Source organism: Oceanobacillus sp. E9, assembly GCF_001741975.1.
GTDB lineage: Bacteria > Bacillota > Bacilli > Bacillales > Amphibacillaceae > Oceanobacillus > Oceanobacillus kimchii.
Genome location: NZ_LSNA01000005.1, coordinates 374,034 through 393,207 on the forward strand (window position 1 = coordinate 374,034; position 19,174 = coordinate 393,207).

Annotated in this window: 19 protein-coding genes; all 19 read left to right on the forward strand. The window is 34.0% G+C overall.

The genetic code is table 11. From position 1 onward, the window contains the following. Nucleotides 1-11 precede the first annotated feature (11 nt). The 19 genes from floA to cccA all read left to right on the forward strand — a co-directional run bounded on the left by floA (nucleotide 12) and on the right by cccA (nucleotide 19,118). Nucleotides 12-1,004 (forward strand): flotillin-like protein FloA, encoded by a 993-nt coding sequence (floA, locus tag AQ616_RS05485; protein WP_017797074.1) that lies wholly within the window; start codon nucleotides 12-14, stop codon nucleotides 1,002-1,004. 36 nt (nucleotides 1,005-1,040) lie between these two features. After that, a complete protein-coding gene (locus AQ616_RS05490) occupies nucleotides 1,041-1,535 on the forward strand; it encodes a hypothetical protein (protein WP_017797073.1) in 495 nt (164 codons plus the stop codon). A 343-nt stretch (nucleotides 1,536-1,878) separates the two neighbouring features. Continuing rightward, nucleotides 1,879-2,160, forward strand: coding sequence for a sporulation protein YqfC (gene yqfC, locus AQ616_RS05495; RefSeq protein WP_017797072.1), 282 nt, complete (start codon nucleotides 1,879-1,881; stop codon nucleotides 2,158-2,160). Between the two features lie 21 nt (nucleotides 2,161-2,181). Further along, complete coding sequence (gene yqfD / locus AQ616_RS05500) at nucleotides 2,182-3,405, forward strand: sporulation protein YqfD (RefSeq protein ID WP_069685241.1); 1,224 nt, start codon at nucleotides 2,182-2,184, stop codon at nucleotides 3,403-3,405. 2 nt (nucleotides 3,406-3,407) lie between these two features. Beyond that, a complete protein-coding gene (locus AQ616_RS05505) occupies nucleotides 3,408-4,361 on the forward strand; it encodes a PhoH family protein (RefSeq protein ID WP_017797070.1) in 954 nt (317 codons plus the stop codon). Nucleotides 4,362-4,425: 64 nt separating this feature from the next. Beyond that, nucleotides 4,426-6,558, forward strand: coding sequence for an HD family phosphohydrolase (locus AQ616_RS05510; RefSeq protein ID WP_069685242.1), 2,133 nt, complete (start codon nucleotides 4,426-4,428; stop codon nucleotides 6,556-6,558). Then, on the forward strand, nucleotides 6,558-7,022 hold the full coding sequence (ybeY, locus tag AQ616_RS05515) for an rRNA maturation RNase YbeY (RefSeq protein ID WP_017797068.1): 465 nt from the start codon (nucleotides 6,558-6,560) through the stop codon (nucleotides 7,020-7,022). Before AQ616_RS05510 ends, ybeY begins: the two co-directional genes overlap by 1 nt. Beyond that, nucleotides 7,012-7,374 carry a diacylglycerol kinase family protein gene (locus AQ616_RS05520; RefSeq protein ID WP_069685243.1) on the forward strand — a complete coding sequence of 121 codons (363 nt, stop codon included), beginning with the start codon at nucleotides 7,012-7,014 and terminating at the stop codon, nucleotides 7,372-7,374. Before ybeY ends, AQ616_RS05520 begins: the two co-directional genes overlap by 11 nt. A 294-nt stretch (nucleotides 7,375-7,668) precedes the next feature. Beyond that, a complete protein-coding gene (era, locus tag AQ616_RS05525) occupies nucleotides 7,669-8,571 on the forward strand; it encodes a GTPase Era (protein ID WP_017797066.1) in 903 nt (300 codons plus the stop codon). Between the two features lie 98 nt (nucleotides 8,572-8,669). Continuing rightward, complete coding sequence (locus AQ616_RS19155) at nucleotides 8,670-8,816, forward strand: YqzL family protein (protein WP_017797065.1); 147 nt, start codon at nucleotides 8,670-8,672, stop codon at nucleotides 8,814-8,816. 31 nt (nucleotides 8,817-8,847) lie between these two features. Beyond that, entirely contained in the window at nucleotides 8,848-9,618 is a 771-nt protein-coding gene (gene recO / locus AQ616_RS05530; protein ID WP_069685244.1) for a DNA repair protein RecO, read from the forward strand. 352 nt (nucleotides 9,619-9,970) lie between these two features. Next, the gene (gene glyQ / locus AQ616_RS05535) at nucleotides 9,971-10,852 is read left to right on the forward strand and encodes a glycine--tRNA ligase subunit alpha (RefSeq protein WP_069685245.1); all 882 of its coding nucleotides are present in this window, start codon (nucleotides 9,971-9,973) and stop codon (nucleotides 10,850-10,852) included. A 1-nt stretch (nucleotide 10,853) separates the two neighbouring features. Beyond that, complete coding sequence (glyS, locus tag AQ616_RS05540) at nucleotides 10,854-12,932, forward strand: glycine--tRNA ligase subunit beta (RefSeq protein ID WP_069685246.1); 2,079 nt, start codon at nucleotides 10,854-10,856, stop codon at nucleotides 12,930-12,932. A 109-nt stretch (nucleotides 12,933-13,041) separates the two neighbouring features. After that, nucleotides 13,042-13,671, forward strand: coding sequence for a transcriptional regulator CcpN (gene ccpN / locus AQ616_RS05545; protein WP_017797061.1), 630 nt, complete (start codon nucleotides 13,042-13,044; stop codon nucleotides 13,669-13,671). A 33-nt stretch (nucleotides 13,672-13,704) separates the two neighbouring features. Beyond that, nucleotides 13,705-14,520, forward strand: coding sequence for a pyruvate, water dikinase regulatory protein (locus AQ616_RS05550; RefSeq protein WP_069685247.1), 816 nt, complete (start codon nucleotides 13,705-13,707; stop codon nucleotides 14,518-14,520). A gap of 346 nt (nucleotides 14,521-14,866) precedes the next feature. After that, on the forward strand, nucleotides 14,867-16,681 hold the full coding sequence (gene dnaG / locus AQ616_RS05555) for a DNA primase (RefSeq protein ID WP_017797059.1): 1,815 nt from the start codon (nucleotides 14,867-14,869) through the stop codon (nucleotides 16,679-16,681). Nucleotides 16,682-16,711: 30 nt separating this feature from the next. After that, nucleotides 16,712-17,845: an RNA polymerase sigma factor RpoD gene (gene rpoD, locus AQ616_RS05560; protein WP_017797058.1), complete on the forward strand. Its 1,134-nt coding sequence runs from the start codon at nucleotides 16,712-16,714 to the stop codon at nucleotides 17,843-17,845. A 285-nt stretch (nucleotides 17,846-18,130) separates the two neighbouring features. After that, nucleotides 18,131-18,640, forward strand: coding sequence for a hypothetical protein (locus AQ616_RS05565; protein WP_017797057.1), 510 nt, complete (start codon nucleotides 18,131-18,133; stop codon nucleotides 18,638-18,640). An 88-nt stretch (nucleotides 18,641-18,728) separates the two neighbouring features. After that, entirely contained in the window at nucleotides 18,729-19,118 is a 390-nt protein-coding gene (cccA, locus tag AQ616_RS05570; RefSeq protein WP_017797056.1) for a cytochrome c550, read from the forward strand. Nucleotides 19,119-19,174: the final 56 nt, after the last annotated feature.

Genomic DNA, 19,174 nt, shown 5'->3' on the forward strand with positions numbered 1-19,174 from the left:
GAGGCGTATAAATGGATAGTAATGTAATTTTACCAATAATAATTATAGCAGCGGTACTTATCGCTTTAGCAATTTTGTTTACATTTGTCCCAGTAGCACTTTGGATTAGTGCACTTGCTGCAGGGGTTAAGATAAGTATTTTCACTCTAATTGGGATGCGATTACGTAGAGTTGTACCTAATCGAGTAATTAACCCACTAATTAAAGCACATAAAGCAGGGTTGAATGTAAAAACAAATCAATTAGAGAGTCACTATCTTGCTGGTGGTAATGTAGACCGAGTAGTGAATGCATTAATTGCGGCACATCGTGCAAATATTGATTTGCCTTTTGAACGCGGTGCAGCTATTGACCTTGCTGGTCGTGATGTTTTAGAAGCTGTACAAATGAGCGTTAACCCAAAAGTAATTGAAACACCATTTATTGCAGGTATCGCTATGGATGGTATTGAAGTTAAGGCGCTTGCTCGTATTACAGTGCGTGCAAATATTGATCGCTTAGTCGGTGGTGCAGGTGAAGAAACAATCATTGCTCGTGTTGGTGAAGGTGTTGTAAGTACAATCGGTAGCTCCGACCATCATAAACAAGTATTAGAAAATCCAGATTCTATCTCACAAACGGTGTTAAGTAAAGGACTTGATTCTGGTACTGCATTTGAAATTCTATCTATTGATATTGCAGATGTAGATATCGGTAAGAACATTGGTGCAATCTTACAAACTGACCAAGCAGAAGCAGATAAGAATATTGCACAAGCAAAGGCGGAAGAACGACGCGCAATGGCTGTTGCACAAGAACAAGAAATGGTAGCACGTGTTCAAGAAATGCGTGCGAAAGTGGTGGAAGCAGAAGCAGATGTACCACTTGCTCTAGCTGAAGCATTACGTTCTGGAAAAATGGGTGTTATGGATTACATGAATTACCAAAACATTGATGCTGATACAGATATGCGTGATTCTATTGGTAAATTGTCTAAAGAGAACAAAGATGATGACCAACAGTAATACCTTTTCTAATTGTGGATGTAAAGGAGGGATATAATGGACTGGATTTTTGAAAACCTATTTTTAGTTTTTGTTATTATTTCAGGTATTATTGCAGTACTTGGAGATGGCAAAAAGAAAAATCAGGAAGAGCAAAAAAGAAAAACTCCACCTCAAAAACAGTCCAACTCTGCTCCTAGAACTACGCAGCGTCAACCTAGAGCAGAAAGAGAGGTTTATGCCGAACAAGAAAGACCCACTATATCAGCAGGCAATATTCAGGAACAACAGCAAGAGCAAATGAAGCGTATTGCTAATAAATATAGTGCCCAGGTACAGAATGTAGAGGATCTGGAGAAGAAAGATACTTCGACAATTTTACCTACAAACAAAAATGAAAATCAAGGTATAAGCCAGCAAGAAATGAAGCGTCGAGTTACAAGTAATCTAAGCGCAGAAGGTCTTGTAAATGGTATAATTATGTCAGAAGTTCTAGGCTCTCCAAGAGCAAAGAAACCATATCGAAGTGTGATACGTGATCGTTCACATTAGATAGGCTAATAATATTATTAATGCAAATCCCGATTATCGTTATGGATAATCGGGATTTTTTGTGTTTGATTTAGCAGAACTCCAATTAATCAGCATGTTTACATGTAACAACTCAACTTAAAGAAGACTTGACTTAACTATAAAGGATAAGTGGTTTAAACTCTCTAAATATTAATTTAAGTTTAACAAGCTTTCGTTGGAGGAAGAATATCCTTCCACTACATAAAATTTCACTTTATATGCTTTTTTCTTATTTCTTTATTTGCTAATTACATATAGTGATCGGTTCTTGTTCTTATTATTGGAGTTTTCTCATACATATCTATGTGAGGGGGGATCATCATTGGCTAAATGGCATCAGCGAATTCGTTCACTATTAATTGAACAATTCTCTCTTCCTTCTGATGTTATTCTAGAAATGCCTAGAATAACAATCATAGGGCATATTCATTTTTATATTGAAAATCATCAAGGGTTAGAGGTTTATTCCAATAACGAATTAAAATTAAAGGTAACGAATGGTTATGTACAAATTAAAGGAGATGCATTTGTATTAAAGATGATGTTACCGAAAGAAATTATGTTGGAGGGTACCATTCATGAGGTGAAATTTTTACCGGATTAACTCGTAGAATAGGAGGTTCCAATGAAACGTAATTATGGCAAGAGGATAAGAGGATATGTAACAGTTCGAGTCTCTGGCGAAAAGCCGGAGCTATTTTTCCAAAAATGTGCAAATGAAGGTATTTTAATTTGGGATGTTAAAAAGGTCTCTTCAAAAGCTTGTATTGCTAAATTAAAGTTACAAGATATTAAGAAACTAAAGCAATTACGTAGAAGAACAATATATAAAATCTCTTTTGAAGAGAGGAAAGGATTACCATTTGGATTTTCTCGATTCTTAAAAAAACGATTCTTAGTAATAGGTATTATAGGTGGAGTGTTATTTTTTTTATTTTTATCTAATTTGTTATGGTCTGTTAATATAACTGGTGTACCGAAAGAAATAGAGGAGAAAATTAAAGTACAATTAGATAGCTACGGCATTCATCCTGGTGTTTGGTTATTTTCTGTGGATACACCAAAAGATATTCAAAGGAATTTATTAGATGATGTTCCAGAATTGTTATGGGCAGGTGTTGAAATACAAGGGACAACCCTTTATTTAGAAGGGGTGGAAAAGATAATCGTTGAAGAATTAGATCCTGGTGAACCGGGAAATATTGTTGCTGCTAAAGAAGGAGTTATAACGAGGATGTATGTTTCCAATGGAGAACCAGTAAAACAAATCAATGATTATGTTAAACCAGGAGATTTACTCGTATCAGGAGATATAAGTTATGAAGAAGATCAAGACGAAGATGAAAATGAGTCAGATAAGAATAAAACCGAACCAATTGCTGCTGAAGCAGAAATATTTGCAAATACGTGGTATGAAGTTACATTAACTGTACCCTTGTCTTATAATTATGAACAGTTAACAGGTAATAATAAAAATAAATATTATATGAAAATGGGACAACTTCAATTCCCGATATGGGGATTTCGTGATCCAGATTTTAAACAAACACAAGTAGAATTAAATGAAAAACCGATCCAGTTTTTAAAATGGCAATTACCAATTTCAATTATAGAATCTGAAATAAATGAAAAACAATTACATGAAGGCGAAAGAACGAAGGAAGAAGCAATTGAAGCAGGTAAACAGCAAGCGGTAAAACAATTAGAGAACGAACTGGGTCCTGATGCGGAAATATTGTCAGAAAAAGTTTTGCATGAACGTATCGAGCATGGTAAAGTAAAATTAATCGTTTATGTTTCTGTAGAAGAAAATATAGTAAAAAATGAACCTATTCGCCAAGGAGACTGATTATGTCCGAACGCTTAACTGATTTAGATTTGCAATTAAATGGTACCAACGAAACTTTAGGTTTATTTGGTACAAATGATAAGCACCTACAACAGCTAGAAACATTGCTCGATGTGAATATTGTATCACGTGGAGAAGCTGTTAGTGTTTCTGGTTCAGAACAAGCAACACAACAAGTAAAAGAGATTCTTTTAGCAATGTTAAATGTTATCCGTAAAGGACAAACGATAACTGAACGTGACGTTGTTTACGCTGTAGAGTTGTCACGCAAAGGTAAAATCTCACAGTTTGAGACTTTATTTGAAGATGAAATAACTAAGAATTATAAAGGAAAATCAATTAGGGTAAAGACGCTTGGACAAAAAAGCTATATACAATCAATTAAAGGTAACGATTTAGTATTTGGGATTGGTCCAGCGGGAACTGGGAAAACCTATCTCGCTGTAGTAATGGCAGTACATGCATTAAAAAATGGACTAGTTAAAAAGATTATACTAACTCGTCCTGCTGTAGAAGCAGGTGAGAGTCTAGGGTTTTTGCCAGGGGATTTAAAAGAAAAAGTCGATCCTTATTTGCGACCCCTTTATGATGCACTGCATGATGTTTTTGGATCAGAACATACATTACGTCTCATTGAACGAGAAACAATAGAGATTGCCCCTCTAGCGTATATGCGAGGAAGAACATTAGATGATGCATTTGTTATATTGGATGAGGCTCAAAATACAACTCCTGCTCAAATGAAAATGTTTTTGACTCGTCTTGGTTTTGGTTCGAAAATGATAATAACAGGTGATATCACACAAATTGATTTACCAAAAGGAGTTACATCCGGACTACAAGTTGCAGAACAATTACTTTCTAAAGTTGAAGGTATATCCTTCATTCACCTCAGTCAAACTGATGTAGTTCGCCATCCACTTGTCCAAAAAATTATTGACGCATATGAAAAATGAAAATTTATACAAAAGTAAGACCCGTAAAAAGGGTCTTATTTCTATATCATTGGGGTGAGATTACGTGAAAGAAAAATGGGCAGAAAGGTACCAGTTGTTTAAACAGAAACATTCAACAATTATTATTATTCCACCAGTGATTTTATTAGGGTTATTCTTGTTTATACTGATGTGGGATAACGTACAGACAGAAACTTATGAAATCGAGAGGTTTAGTAATGCTAATCAAACGATACGATCACCAATTACAATCGAAGATGAAGGTGAGACAGAAAGAAGGACAAGAGAAGCTGTACAATCTGTACCAGATCGATATGATATCTCAGAAGAAGTAACAGAAGAGCGATTAAATTATATTACTGAATTATTTGATGCAGTTGATAAATTTTATGAAGAGCAAGTTGAAGAAGCAAATGAAGACAATGATGTACCTCCACTGACCGATCAAGACAAAGCAATTCAGTTAAAACAATTGTTATCGAATGAAATTAGCAATGAAATCAATGATCAAACTCTAATTACAATCCTTTCCCAATCAGATGAAGATTTACAACAAGCCCAAACGATCTTTATGGAGGCTCTAGAAGAAACTTTAAATAGGGGAGTACGGACTGAAAATATACAGACTGCGATAGCTAATGTAGAACAAACTGTAGAATACTCAGATTTCAATGAAGAATTAACATTAGCGCTCAATGATTTAGCTACGTTTGCAGTAACGGAGAATTCCTTTTTTGATTATGAAAAAACCTCCCAGGATAGAAAAGATGCTGCTACAACAGTTGATCCAGTTATGATACGAGCTGGAGAGGTTATCGTTCGAGAAGGTCAAACAATCACGAATGAAATCTATGAAAAATTAGACATAGTAGGTGTACTAGACTCTGAAAGAAATATTTTTCCATTATTAGGGTTGAGTTTGTTAATAGCCATTATTACAATATTTATAGCAGTTGAGTTATATCGAAATGCAAAAGAAAATGATTGGAATATGAAAAAGGTTGCAGCGGTATTATTAATCAGTGTAGTCACTGTCTTGCTAATGAAGGTCACTAGTATATATACAACGCAATCAAATCAATTATTTTTTGTAACACCAATTGCCACAGCAGCAATATTACATAAATTACTGTTACATGAGCGGATTGCAATAAAAATGGCAATATTTTATTCCATTATTGCAACAGTTATTTTTAATGGTCAAATTGCCGGGGCGTTGAATGTAGAGGTAGGGATATACTTTTTAGTCTCGCAAGTAGCAGCGGTTGGCTTACTATTTAATGTTAAAGATAGATATGCAATCCTTAAGTCTGCTTTTGGGATGTCACTTATTCATATTGCAACTATATTATTATTTATATTTTTATCGTTTGAAAAATATACATGGATGGATATTATTATTCAATCCAGTTTTGGAATAATTTCTGCATTCTTTGCTGCAGTACTAGCAATGGGAATGCTACCTTTATTTGAAAGCTTATTAGGTGTTTTATCAGATATGAAATTACTCCAATTGTCTAATCCCAATCAACCACTATTAAAAAAATTATTAACTGAAGCACCAGGCACGTATCATCATTCTGTAATGGTAGCTAATATTAGTGAAACTGCATGTGAAGCAATAGGGGCTAACGGATTATTGGCAAGAGTTGGGGCATATTATCATGATATAGGGAAAACAGTAAGGCCACAGTATTTTATTGAGAATCAGGTAGCCATGCGCAACCCTCATGATTTTATGCCACCAAAAAAAAGTGCTGATATTATTATTAGACATCCTTATGATGGTGCTGATATGTTAAAAGAGCATCGAATGCCGAAGGAAATTATCGATATTGCGAAGCAGCATCACTCTAATTCCTTACTAAAATATTTTTACATGAAAGAAAAAGAAGAAAAACCTGAAGTAGAAGAAAGTGAGTTCCGTTACCCGGGTCCAAAACCAAAACTAAAAGAGACGGCAATAATTTGCATCTGTGATTCAGTAGAAGCAGCAGTCCGTTCTTTAAAAGAACCAACTGAAGAAAAAATAGAAGCAATTGTTTCTGGTATTATCCGTGATAAAGTTGCTGATGGACAATTAAATGATAGTCCTTTAACATTAAAGGAACTTACTGTAATTCAATTTACTATTTGTGAATCATTAAAAGGAATATTTCACTCTCGAATTCAATATCCGAAAGAGGAGGAAAACTAATGCACATTGACTTTCATGATGAAACAAACTCTGTATCGGAGGATTATATTGATTTAATTCAACGATTATTGGATTTTGCAGCTAAAAAAGAAGGTGTTACTTCGGAAGCTGAATTATCCGTTAACTTTGTTGATAACAAAGAGATTCAGGTTTTAAATCGCAATTATCGTCAGAAGGATACTCCAACAGATGTTATTTCTTTTGCAATGCAAGAAAGTAATGAAGATGAGATGGAGATAATCGGAGCTGATGGACCACTCGTATTAGGAGATATTGTTATCTCCGTGGACAAAGCAAAAGAACAATCCATTGAATATGATCATAGTCTAGAAAGAGAGTTAGGATTTTTAGCAGTACATGGATTCCTACACTTATTAGGATATGACCATATGAAAGAAGAGGATGAGAAGAGAATGTTTTCTCGACAAGAAGAAATACTAGGTGAATTTGGCGTTGAAAGGTAAACGAAGAAAAATAGGTTTCCGATTTGCTTGGAATGGTCTTAAAGAAATTGCTTCGACAGAATCCAATTTCCAACTACATTTAATTTCCGCGGTAGTTGTAATATTATTTGGTATCATGATTGGTTTATCGAATGTAGAGTGGGCAGTCATTATGCTCACGATTGGACTAGTGTTAGTTACAGAGATGATTAATAGCTCCATTGAAAAAGTAATGGATTATGTTCAACCCGAAATTCATCCAGCAGTAAAACTTATTAAAGATGTTTCAGCAGGTGCAGTTTTAATAGCTGCCCTAACTGCAGTAGTAGTTGGTATCATGATATTTGCTCCAAAAATAATTGAACTTTTATAAAGAATAGTTGTGTAAGCCAAATTAAAATTGGAATAAAAGGTCTAAATCTTACATGAGGTTTGGACTTTTTTAATATTTTCAATACTCGATCGAAAAAAATCCTTAATTAATATGTAAACATGTCATGAAGCCTTAAATAATGCAACATGTATTGCTAATTTGAGTATTCGTAATAGAGTTACACTCTATCGCAAATAAAAGAAAGTTTTTAAAGGTTTTGTCGATTTAATGAAACTGAAATCATTTTATAGTATGATATAAATTAATAAAATTTAACGTCTCGGAGGATACAACATGGAAACAAATTTTAAATCAGGGTTTTTATCAATTATTGGTCGCCCTAATGTTGGTAAATCAACATTTATGAATAGAGTAATTGGTCAAAAAATTGCAATTATGAGTGATAAAGCACAGACAACAAGAAATAAAATACAAGGTGTATTTACTACAGATGATGCACAAATGATTTTTATTGATACCCCTGGAATTCATAAACCGAAACATCGACTTGGGGATTTTATGGTTCAAATTGCAGAAGATACATTAAATGAAGTTGATAGCATTTTATTTATGATAAATGCAAATGAAGGATATGGAAGAGGAGATCAATATATTATTGATTTGCTGCAAAAAGTTAATAGTCCAGTATTTCTTATTATTAATAAGATTGATTTAATTCACCCGGATAAGCTATTACCACTAATAGAAAAGTATAAGTCGCTTTATGATTTTGAAGAAATTATACCGATATCTGCTCTAGAAGGAAATAATGTCGAGCACTTAGTCGATGTCTTGAAGAATCATTTACCAGAAGGTCCTCAATATTATCCGGAAGATCAAGTTACAGATCATCCAGAACGATTTGTGATTTCTGAGTTAATTCGAGAAAAAGTATTGCATTTAACTAAAGAAGAGGTTCCTCATTCAATTGCAGTAGTAATTGAGAATATAGAGAAGAATGAGAATGAAAAGTTACTCATTCAAGCAACAATTGTGACTGAAAGAAGTTCTCAAAAAGGAATATTGATTGGAAAGCAAGGAACGATGTTGAAAAATATTGGAAAACAAGCACGAAGAGATATTGAAGCGTTACTTGGTTCTAAAGTATACCTAGAGCTATGGATTAAGGTGAAGAAAGACTGGAGAAACAGACAAAACCAACTACATGAATTTGGATTTAGAAACGACGAATATTAAACATGGAAATATTTAATACTTATGATTTGATTTAGAAAAGCCATTCTATAAATAAGTTACATTTTCAACTTAATAATTAAAGAAAGGTGGGGTTTCTTGTGGTAGATTTAACATGGAAGTTGTTTAGTCATACAGGAAACATAGAAACCTATTTATTGATGAAAGAATTAGAAAATGCAACAATGGATAATGATGGACAGGCTAAAGAATCAACAGAAGTATCTTCTACTGAAACCAATATATAGCTCATCTTGTGAAGAAAGTAAGGTGGAGCGAATGCTTGAAAAAATTGATGGAATTATTATTAAAACACAAGACTATGGAGAAACGCATAAGTTAGTCACTATTTTCAGTAATAAAATAGGTAAATTTAATGCTTTGGCAAAAGGAGCCAAAAAACCAAAAAGCAGAATGGCTGCTGTTACGCAGCCATTCATTAATGCTCGGTTTTTTGTATATATCGGTACAGGATTAAGTACGATACAACAAGGCGAAGTGCTTGATTCTTTTCGCATCGTTCGAGAAGATATTTTTAAAACAGCTTATGTATCATATATCGCAGAATTAACTGATAAACTGCTTGATTCTAAGGATAATGATCCATATTTATTTGAACAGTTTTATCAGACATTATTATGGATAAATAATCATGATGAAGTTGATATACCTATAATTATGTATGAATTAAAGTTATATAAAAAAGCAGGGTTTGCTCCTATACTTCACCAATGCAGTAGATGCGGTAAGCGAGAAAATTTAATAAGATTTTCAATTAGTGAAGGTGGTATGTTATGTCAACAATGCGCTTATTTTGATCCAGAAGCGATTACTATTTCGGGAAAACTATCTCGATTATTGTACCTCTTTAGTGAAGTAGATTTGAAGCGAATTGGAAATATCCGAATGAAAAAAGCCAATGTTCAATTGATAAGAAAGATACTATATGAGTATTATGATCAGTATGGTGGATTTTGGATTAAATCACGTAAAGTATTGGACCAATTAGATTTATTGAATGTAACGGACGGTAATTCTCCAACTGAATGAAGTTTCAATTTATGTAATTATTGACAAATATGAACCGTATAGAGTATTATTTTTACATATTTAAAAAATAAATTTTATTGCAGAGAAGAAGAAGAGTATTAAGGATTTACTATGGTTAGCGACTCTAGGATAGTGAAAGCTAGAGGATAGTACCCTTAAGAAGGAACTTTTGAGCAATGAACTATAAAGTGGCTCAGGTACCATGAGCAAGTAGGGTGGAACCGCGGTAAAACCGTCCCTATGTCTATTATAGACATAGGGACGGTTTTTCTTATAAGAAGAGAAAAAAGTGTGCGGGATGACGGTCTTTAATTCCTGTAAGTCTCGCATTATAAAATAAGGAGTTGACAATATGAATATTCAAGAAATGATTTTAACATTACAAAATCATTGGTCAGATCAAAATTGTATACTTATGCAAGCTTATGATACAGAAAAAGGTGCAGGTACGATGTCTCCAATGACATTATTAAGAAGCTTGGGCCCTGAACCTTGGAATGTCGCATATGTGGAACCATCTAGGCGGCCAGATGACGGTAGATATGGGGAAAATCCTAATCGATTATATCAACATCATCAATTCCAAGTAATAATGAAACCATCACCGGATAATATTCAAGAACTATATCTAGAGTCATTAAAAAAATTAGGGATTAACCCATTAGAACATGATATACGATTTGTGGAAGATAATTGGGAGAATCCTACATTAGGTGCAGCTGGATTAGGGTGGGAAGTATGGCTGGACGGTATGGAAATTACACAATTTACCTATTTTCAACAAATTGGTGGACTTGAAGCAAATCCCGTTACTGTAGAACTAACATATGGAGTAGAGCGTTTAGCATCGTATATTCAGGATAAAGAGAATGTATTTGATCTTGAATGGAATAATGGTGTTACCATTCGAGATATCTTTTATCAACCTGAATTTGAACATTCCACATACACTTTTAAAGAGTCGGATACGGAAATGCTTTTCAACTTGTTTTCAATGTATGAACAAGAAGCAAAGCAAACCATGGAAAAAAGACTTGTATTCCCTGCATATGATTATGTTCTTAAATGTTCACATACATTTAACTTGTTAGATGCAAAAGGAGTTATTTCAGTTACCGAAAGAACTGGTTATATTTCTAGGATTCGTAACTTAGCGAGAAGTATTTCCAAAATATATGTTTCCGAACGTGAAAAATTAGGTTTTCCGATGCTTCAAGAGAAAGGAGCTAATTAAAATGGCACGTGATGTATTAATTGAGATTGGATTAGAGGAATTACCAGCACGTTTTATTGATGATGCAGAATTACAATTATATACAAAAACAAAAAAATGGTTAGAGGAAAATCGGGTATCTTCAGACAACGTTGAATCTTATTCAACACCGAGAAGGCTAGCTGTTTTAGTGAAAAATATGGCTGAAAAACAAACATCCATTGAAGAGGATGTAAAAGGTCCAGCACTTAAAATTGCCAAAGATGAAGAAGGAAATTGGACAAAAGCAGCGCAAGGATTTACGAAAGGACAAGGATTATCAACAGATGATATTATTGTTAGAGAAGTAAAAGGCAATTCCTATATTTATGTTACAAAGCATATTGAAGGAAAATCTATTCAAGAATTATTGCCTGAATTCAAATCGATTATTGAATCCATAACTTTTGGCAAGAATATGCGCTGGGGTAATGAGACTATACGTTATGCAAGACCAATTCGTTGGTTGGTGGCTATGTATGGAGATGAAGTCATTCCATTTGAAATTGCCCATGTAGCTACAAATAATATAACGTATGGACATCGATTCTTAGGTGAAGAAGTAACATTACAGCAACCGGCTGAATATGAGAAAACACTAAAAGATAATTATGTGATTGCAAAAGCAAAAGAAAGAGAAACACTGATTGTCGAACAACTGTCAAATCTGGAAAAAGAACATGGTTTTGAAATTCCAGTGGATCAGGAGCTACTGGAAGAAGTGCGTAATTTAGTAGAATATCCTACTGCATTTGTTGGGAAATTTGAAGAAGCTTATCTAGAAATTCCTTCTGAAGTGTTAATTACTTCAATGAAAGAACATCAACGCTATTTTCCAGTTCACAAAAATGGGAAGTTACAGCCTTACTTTATAGGTGTTCGTAACGGAGATGATTATCATATTGAAACAGTTTCCAGAGGTAATGAAAAAGTATTAAGAGCTCGTTTAGCTGATGCAGAATTTTTCTATAATGAGGATCGTAAGCAATCCATCGATTTCTTCCAAGAGAAACTAACGAAAGTAGTTTTTCAAGAAAAGCTAGGTACTTATTCCGAGAAGGTAAAGAGAATGAAGCAAATTGCAGATCGCATTTCAGAAAAACTTTCCTTAGCAGTAGATGACAGAAAAAAAATTGAGCGGACAGCAGAAATTTCTAAGTTCGATTTAATGACAAATATGGTCAATGAATTCACGGAATTACAGGGAATTATTGGTGAAAAATACGCGAATCATTTTGGTGAAGATAAAGCTACGTCACAAGCTATAAAAGAACATTATCAACCCAAACATGCTAAAGATGATTTACCACAATCGGTAATCGGTTCCGTGGTTAGTGTAGCGGATAAGTTAGACACAATTGCTGGTTGCATTGCTGTTGGCTTAATACCAACCGGTTCACAGGATCCATACGGGCTTAGGAGACAAGCTGCTGGTATATTGCGGATACTACACAATGAAAAATGGAATCTTACAGTAGAAGAATTAATCGATATTGCATTAGAGGTCTTCCAAGCATCCAGTGTAACGATTAGTGAGAAAACGACCAAAGAATTAATTGAATTTTTCCGTTTGCGAACAGTATATCTAATGAAAGATGCAGGTTTAGAAGTAGACGTTATCCACGCTGTAACTGATCAAAAGATTGGAAATATATTTGTATCATTCGATAAGGCACAAGAATTATCTGGTAAACGAAATGATGAAACATTCAAACCAATCCAGGAAGCTCTCGTCCGAGTCTTAAATTTATCGAATAAAGTAGAAACAAATGAATCGATTAGTGAAGAAAAATTAGAAACAGAATCAGAGAAAAAACTTTATGCGCGTTATTTAGATGTCAAAGAAGTATACCAAAATCAACTCATGCATAATGAAACGAAACTAGCGTTAGCTACACTTGCTCAACTTTCAGCTCCAATTCATTCGTTCTTTGACAACAATATGGTGATGGCAGATGATATAAAAATACGTAATAACCGTCTTGCATTAATACAAGCACTTGCATCTCTAATCCTTCCATATGCTGATTTAAGAAAAATTGAATGGAAACAACAATTTTAGATGGAAAAATAGATGCTTGTTGGTATCATAACTGATACAATTAATGAAGGAAAAAGGTCGCAATCAAAATTAAATAGCAACAAATAGTTGCTATTTGGGTGGTGAAAAAATGGACTTAACAAAACGACAACAGCAAATAGTAGAAATCGTAAAAGCTGATGGTCCAATTACTGGGGAGCATATTGCAGACCGACTAGATTTAACTCGAGCTACCCTTCGTCCGGATTTAGCTATATTAACAATGGCGGGATTTTTAGATGCAAGACCACGAGTAGGGTATTTCTATACGGGAAAAACCGCTTCAGAGTTACTATCTGAAAAAATTAAGAAATATAAGGTGCATGAATTTCAACAGGTGCCTGTGGCAGTCAAAGAAAGTGTGTCTGTATATGATGCAATTTCAACTATGTTCTTAGAAGATGTAGGAACATTATTCGTTGTTGATGATCATGCTTGTCTTACTGGTGTATTATCAAGAAAAGATTTACTTAGAACAAGTATGGGGCACCAAGACTTAACCAGCATCCCAGTGCATATTATAATGACACGTATGCCAAACATTACAGTCTGCCGTAAAGATGATTTGTTAATTGACGCTGCTCATAAATTAATATCAAAACAAATCGATGGACTTCCGGTTGTCAAGGACAGTGATCATGGATTAGAAGTAGTAGGTAGAATAACAAAGACGACAATGACTAAGTTGTTAGTAGAACTAACTACGGATGAAAATATATAATGATTATTGATTCTTAAGAGAGGGGTAATATGGATGTCTACCCAACCAATTATTTATGTTCTTTCTGACTCTGTGGGAGAAACTGCGGAATTAGTAGTTAAAGCAGGTTTGAGTCAATTTAAAAATGGAGATTATAAAATTCAACGAGTTCCATATGTAGAGGATAAAGAAACGATAGATGAGTTTCTTATACTTGCGAAAGATACCGTTAGCATAGTAGGATTTACACTAGTTGATCCTGAATTAAGGGCATATGTAAATCAACAAGCCCAAAAATTAGAAGTAGAAGCCATCGATATTATGGGACCAACAATGGATGCAATGGGAAGAGTTTTTAATCGAACTCCCCGTTTAGAGGCAGGGTTAGTTCATAAATTGGATGAAGACTATTTCAAAAAAATAGAAGCCATCGAATTTGCTGTTAAGTACGATGATGGTAGGGATCCAAGAGGTATAGCACGCGCTGATATCATTTTGATAGGAGTATCTCGGACTTCTAAAACCCCATTATCGCAATATCTTGCTCACAAGAGAATTAAAGTTGCAAATGTACCAATTGTACCTGAAGTAGATCCCCCAGAAGAATTGATGATGGTTGATCCGAAAAAATGTATTGGTTTAAAGATTACAGCAGAAAAATTGAATAGTATTCGAAAAGAACGACTAAAGGCACTTGGACTTGGCGATCAAGCATCGTATGCGAATATGAATAGAATCGAGCAAGAACTAGCATACTTCCAATCTATTGTCGATAAAATTGGTTGTCAGGTCATTGATGTTTCTAATAAAGCTGTGGAAGAAACCGCAAATCAAATATTGCGGTTGAAACAAGAAAATAATGCATTATAAACAGTAAGATGACATTCTGTCGTAAAAGCAGAATGTTTTTCTTTTTACTAGATTATGAGGCAAAATGATAGATATCCATTAAAAAATATATTATAATAATCATTCGTGTGAGCATAACAATACAAAATCCAATTCTGAAAAGTAAAACATTAAGAAGAAAGAAGGATTCTACTACACTTTTGTAGAATCTAAAGAAAGGTAATTAGCGAAAAAAATATTATGAAAGCCTTCTGAGAGTTACTTTTAGCATTTAGAAGGTGTTTTTTTCGGAATAAGAGAAAAATATGTCGAAAACTGAAGGATTTTTTTAAGATGTCACGAATAATATTATAGTATGGTGGTAAAGATGACCAATCAAGTACCAGATGAAATCATTGAACAAGTGAAAAATGCTAATGATATTGTTGATATTATTGGAGAATATATTCAACTGAAGAAACAGGGGCGAAATTATTTTGGCCTTTGTCCGTTTCACGGGGAAAAAACACCTTCTTTTTCGGTATCTCAAGAAAAACAAATTTTTCATTGTTTTGGATGTGGAAAAGGTGGTAATGTATTCACCTTCTTGAAAGAAATAGAAAGTTTTACATTTTATGAATCGCTACAGTTCTTATCAGAGAAGCAAGGAATTGAATTGCCTCAATCATCTATTAAAAAAGAATCCTCTTTATCAGATGAGGATCAACAAGTTCTTACAGCAAATGATTGGCTTATGAAGTTATATCATCATTTACTGAAGTACACGAAAGATGGTAAAGAAGGTTATCAATATTTGAAAGAACGTGGTATAACTGATGAAGCAATGGAGGACTTTCAGATTGGCTATGCTCCGAATATAAAAGACTTTACTTTAGAGTTTCTTACCAAGAAAGGATTTAGTAAACAATTACTTGTAAAAAACGGTATTTTATCAGCACATAATGAACATGATGTAATAGACCGTTTTCGTGGGAGAGTAATATTTCCAATCCGGAATGCTATAGGGAAAACAGTTGGTTTTGTTGGGCGTGCGTTGCATGATGGTGTAGAACCAAAGTATTTAAATAGCCCTGAAGGCGGGTTGTTTCAAAAAAGTAAAATATTATTTAATTTTGATTTAGCAAAAAAGCATATCCGAAAAGAAAATGAAGTTATTTTATTTGAGGGGTCTGTTGATGTTATTAGTGCTTATCAAGCTGGTTTAAAAAATGTAGTGGCTACATTAGGTACAGCTCTGACAGAAGCCCAAGCAAAATTATTAAACCGTTACGTAGAAACAGTAATACTTTGCTATGACGGAGATGATGCAGGACTTAATGCGGCCTACAAAGCTTCTCAATTACTTCGATCGGTAGGATGTGATATAAGAATTGCAAAAATGGATCCTACTGATGATCCAGATAGTTTTATACGAAGTAATGGTATGGAGGCTTTTCAGAACCGGATTATACGAACAAGTGATACGTATATGACCTTTTATATGAGATATTTTCGCAGAGATTATAACTTAAAAGTAGAAGGAGATCGGATTGCTTATATCGAAAAAGTACTAAAAGAACTTTCGATGATTGAGAGCACCCTAGAACGGGAATATTATGTCCAAGAGTTGCATAAAGAATTTAATTTATCTCATGATTCTTTAATGACACAATTACAATCGTATCGTAATAATCAACAGGATTATAGGGATAATCAGAGGTATAACAGATATACTAATAAAAGTATTTCATCATACCAAACCAAGCTTCATCCTGCTTATATTAATGCAGAAAAAAAATTAATTGCATATATGTTGCAGGATTCGTATATTACTGAAAAGGTACAAAACGATTTAGGAGCGGCATTTAATGTTAATGATCACAAAGTAATTGCTACGCATTTATATGCTTATTATGAGGAGGGTAATCCTCCAGATATAGGATTATTTATGGAAAGATTATCCGATGATCATTTGAAGAAACAAGTTGTTGAAGCTGTGATGATGACGGATATTGCAAATAGTACAGATGAAGAAATTGATGATTACATTCGATTTATCTTAAACGAAAGTAATCAAAATGTAAGTATTAAATCCTTGAAAGAAAAGCAAAGAATTGCAGAGCAAGAAAACAATCCAATGGAAGCTGCTAAAATAGCAATGGAAATTATTGAAATTCAAAAACAGCGTAAGCACATGGACTAAAAATTATTTGATTTGGAAGGAGGGGGACTCATGGCCGAACAAAAGCCTTCGCATATGAAAGAAGAAGTAACAGAAACAACGGAAGTAACTACTTTAGAACAAGCTAAGAATAGACTTTTAGAAATTGGAAAAAAACGCGGTTCATTAGCCTATGAAGAGGTGGCAGACGGTTTATCTAATTTCGAACTTGAACCCGAACAAATGGATGAATTTTATGAGTACCTAGAAGAACAGGGTGTTGATGTGATAGGTGAGTCGGAGGATGACCCCGAAATGCAGAAAATCGCTAAAGAAGAGGAATTTAATCTTAATGATTTAAGTGTACCATTAGGCATTAAAATTAATGACCCTGTTCGAATGTACTTGAAGGAAATTGGTAGGGTAAATCTATTGTCTGCTGCGGAAGAGATCGATCTTGCTTCACGTATTGAAGAAGGCGATGAAGAAGCAAAAAGACGTCTTGCTGAAGCGAACTTACGATTAGTAGTTAGTATAGCTAAACGTTATGTTGGAAGAGGAATGTTGTTCTTGGACCTTATCCAAGAAGGAAATATGGGTCTTATCAAAGCTGTAGAAAAGTTTGATTATCGTAAAGGATTTAAATTTAGTACGTACGCAACATGGTGGATACGTCAAGCAATTACTCGTGCAATAGCTGACCAAGCAAGAACAATTAGAATACCAGTTCATATGGTTGAAACGATTAATAAGTTGATTCGGGTACAAAGGTCTTTACTTCAAGACCTTGGACGGGAACCTACTCCAGAGGAAATTGGAGAAGAAATGGAGCTAGGTCCGGATAAAGTAAGAGATATTCTTAAAATTGCTCAAGAACCAGTATCATTAGAAACACCAATTGGAGAAGAAGACGATTCTCATTTAGGAGACTTTATAGAGGATCAAGAAGCGATATCACCATCAGATCATGCGGCTTATGAATTACTAAAAGAACAATTAGAAGATGTTTTAGATACGCTGACAGATCGAGAAGAAAATGTCCTGCGATTACGATTTGGACTAGATGATGGGCGAACAAGAACATTAGAAGAAGTAGGAAAAGTCTTCGGAGTAACTCGTGAACGAATTCGACAAATAGAGGCTAAAGCACTCCGTAAGTTAAGACACCCAAGTCGAAGCAAGCGTCTTAAAGACTTTTTAGATTAAATCAAGAGGTTGGGACATAACAAAAAGTTTTGGTCAAAAGACGGATGATAGTTAGAATAAGCGAAAGAAATATACGGATACTTTTATGGGAAAAGGCTTAGGCGAGATCTTGATGTATAATCATCCGCACCAGCCGCCTTAGGATAAGCGGAGTATATTTCTAAAGCAGATTTTCAATAACCAATCATTCGGATTTATCTTTTGCATAAATACTTTTGGCCCAACCTCTATGTATATCTAAAAAATGGGGTGATCCGGATTTCAAAAGAAAAAACGAAACTTATCATGAATGAAATTAGTTATTGGAAAGAACATCGTTTATTACCCGAGAGATATTGTGATTATCTCCTTGCATTATATTCACAAGGTGGAGAAATAAAAGTAGCAGAAGGCAAACGAAAGAAACATCGAATTGCCTTTGTATATTTTAGTTTAATACTGGTAATGCTAGTAGTTGTATCAACACTTTTTATTTTTTATAATCATTCACAATTACAATTTTTATTATTAGCATTCGGATTAATTTTTAGTGGAATAGGAATTATATTTTTTCGTCCACATCAACAACTTATTTCTTTTATTGGATGGATATCGTTTTTATTGTTCTTATTACAATTATCAATATTGCTAATTCAATTATTTTTTAATCCGTTAATTGTTATTATTATGGTAAGTTTTCAATTTTTTCTATGGTATATCATAGGATATATCCTTAAAGATCGTATTTTAAGAATGGTTGGTCTAATTGCTCTTTTATCTATGTTAATTTATGTCGTTTTTTTAAATTTTCTATGATAATCCTTTAAAATTATTAGATTTTAAAGTACACTATATATAGTCTTTTATATATGCATTAAGGGGATTACATAAGGGAGGAAGCATAATGAAAAAAAACCCGGTTATACCATATGCGATTATTGCTGTTATCGGGATCCTTGCTGTAATTATTATTTCAGTAGTTGGAATTGATCAAAGACAAGCTATTCAAGACGCTGAAGAAAATGGTGGGGAAGAAACCGAGCAATCTGAAGAAGGCGGTGGAGAAACTGCTGGAGGAGATGGAGATGCAGTATTCCAAAATAATTGTGCAATGTGTCATGGATCTGATTTAGCTAGTGGATCTGCACCTGCTTTAACTGAAATCGGAAGCAAATATTCTCAAGAAGAAATTGCTCAGATTGTACAAGAAGGTATAGGGAATATGCCAGCTCAATCTCAAGTACAAGGTGAAGATTTGGAAGCATTAACGCAATGGTTAAGTGAGAAACAGTAATTATAAGTTTAAATGAATGAAAGCTTTCTGCTGAAAATCAGAAAGCTTTTCTTAAT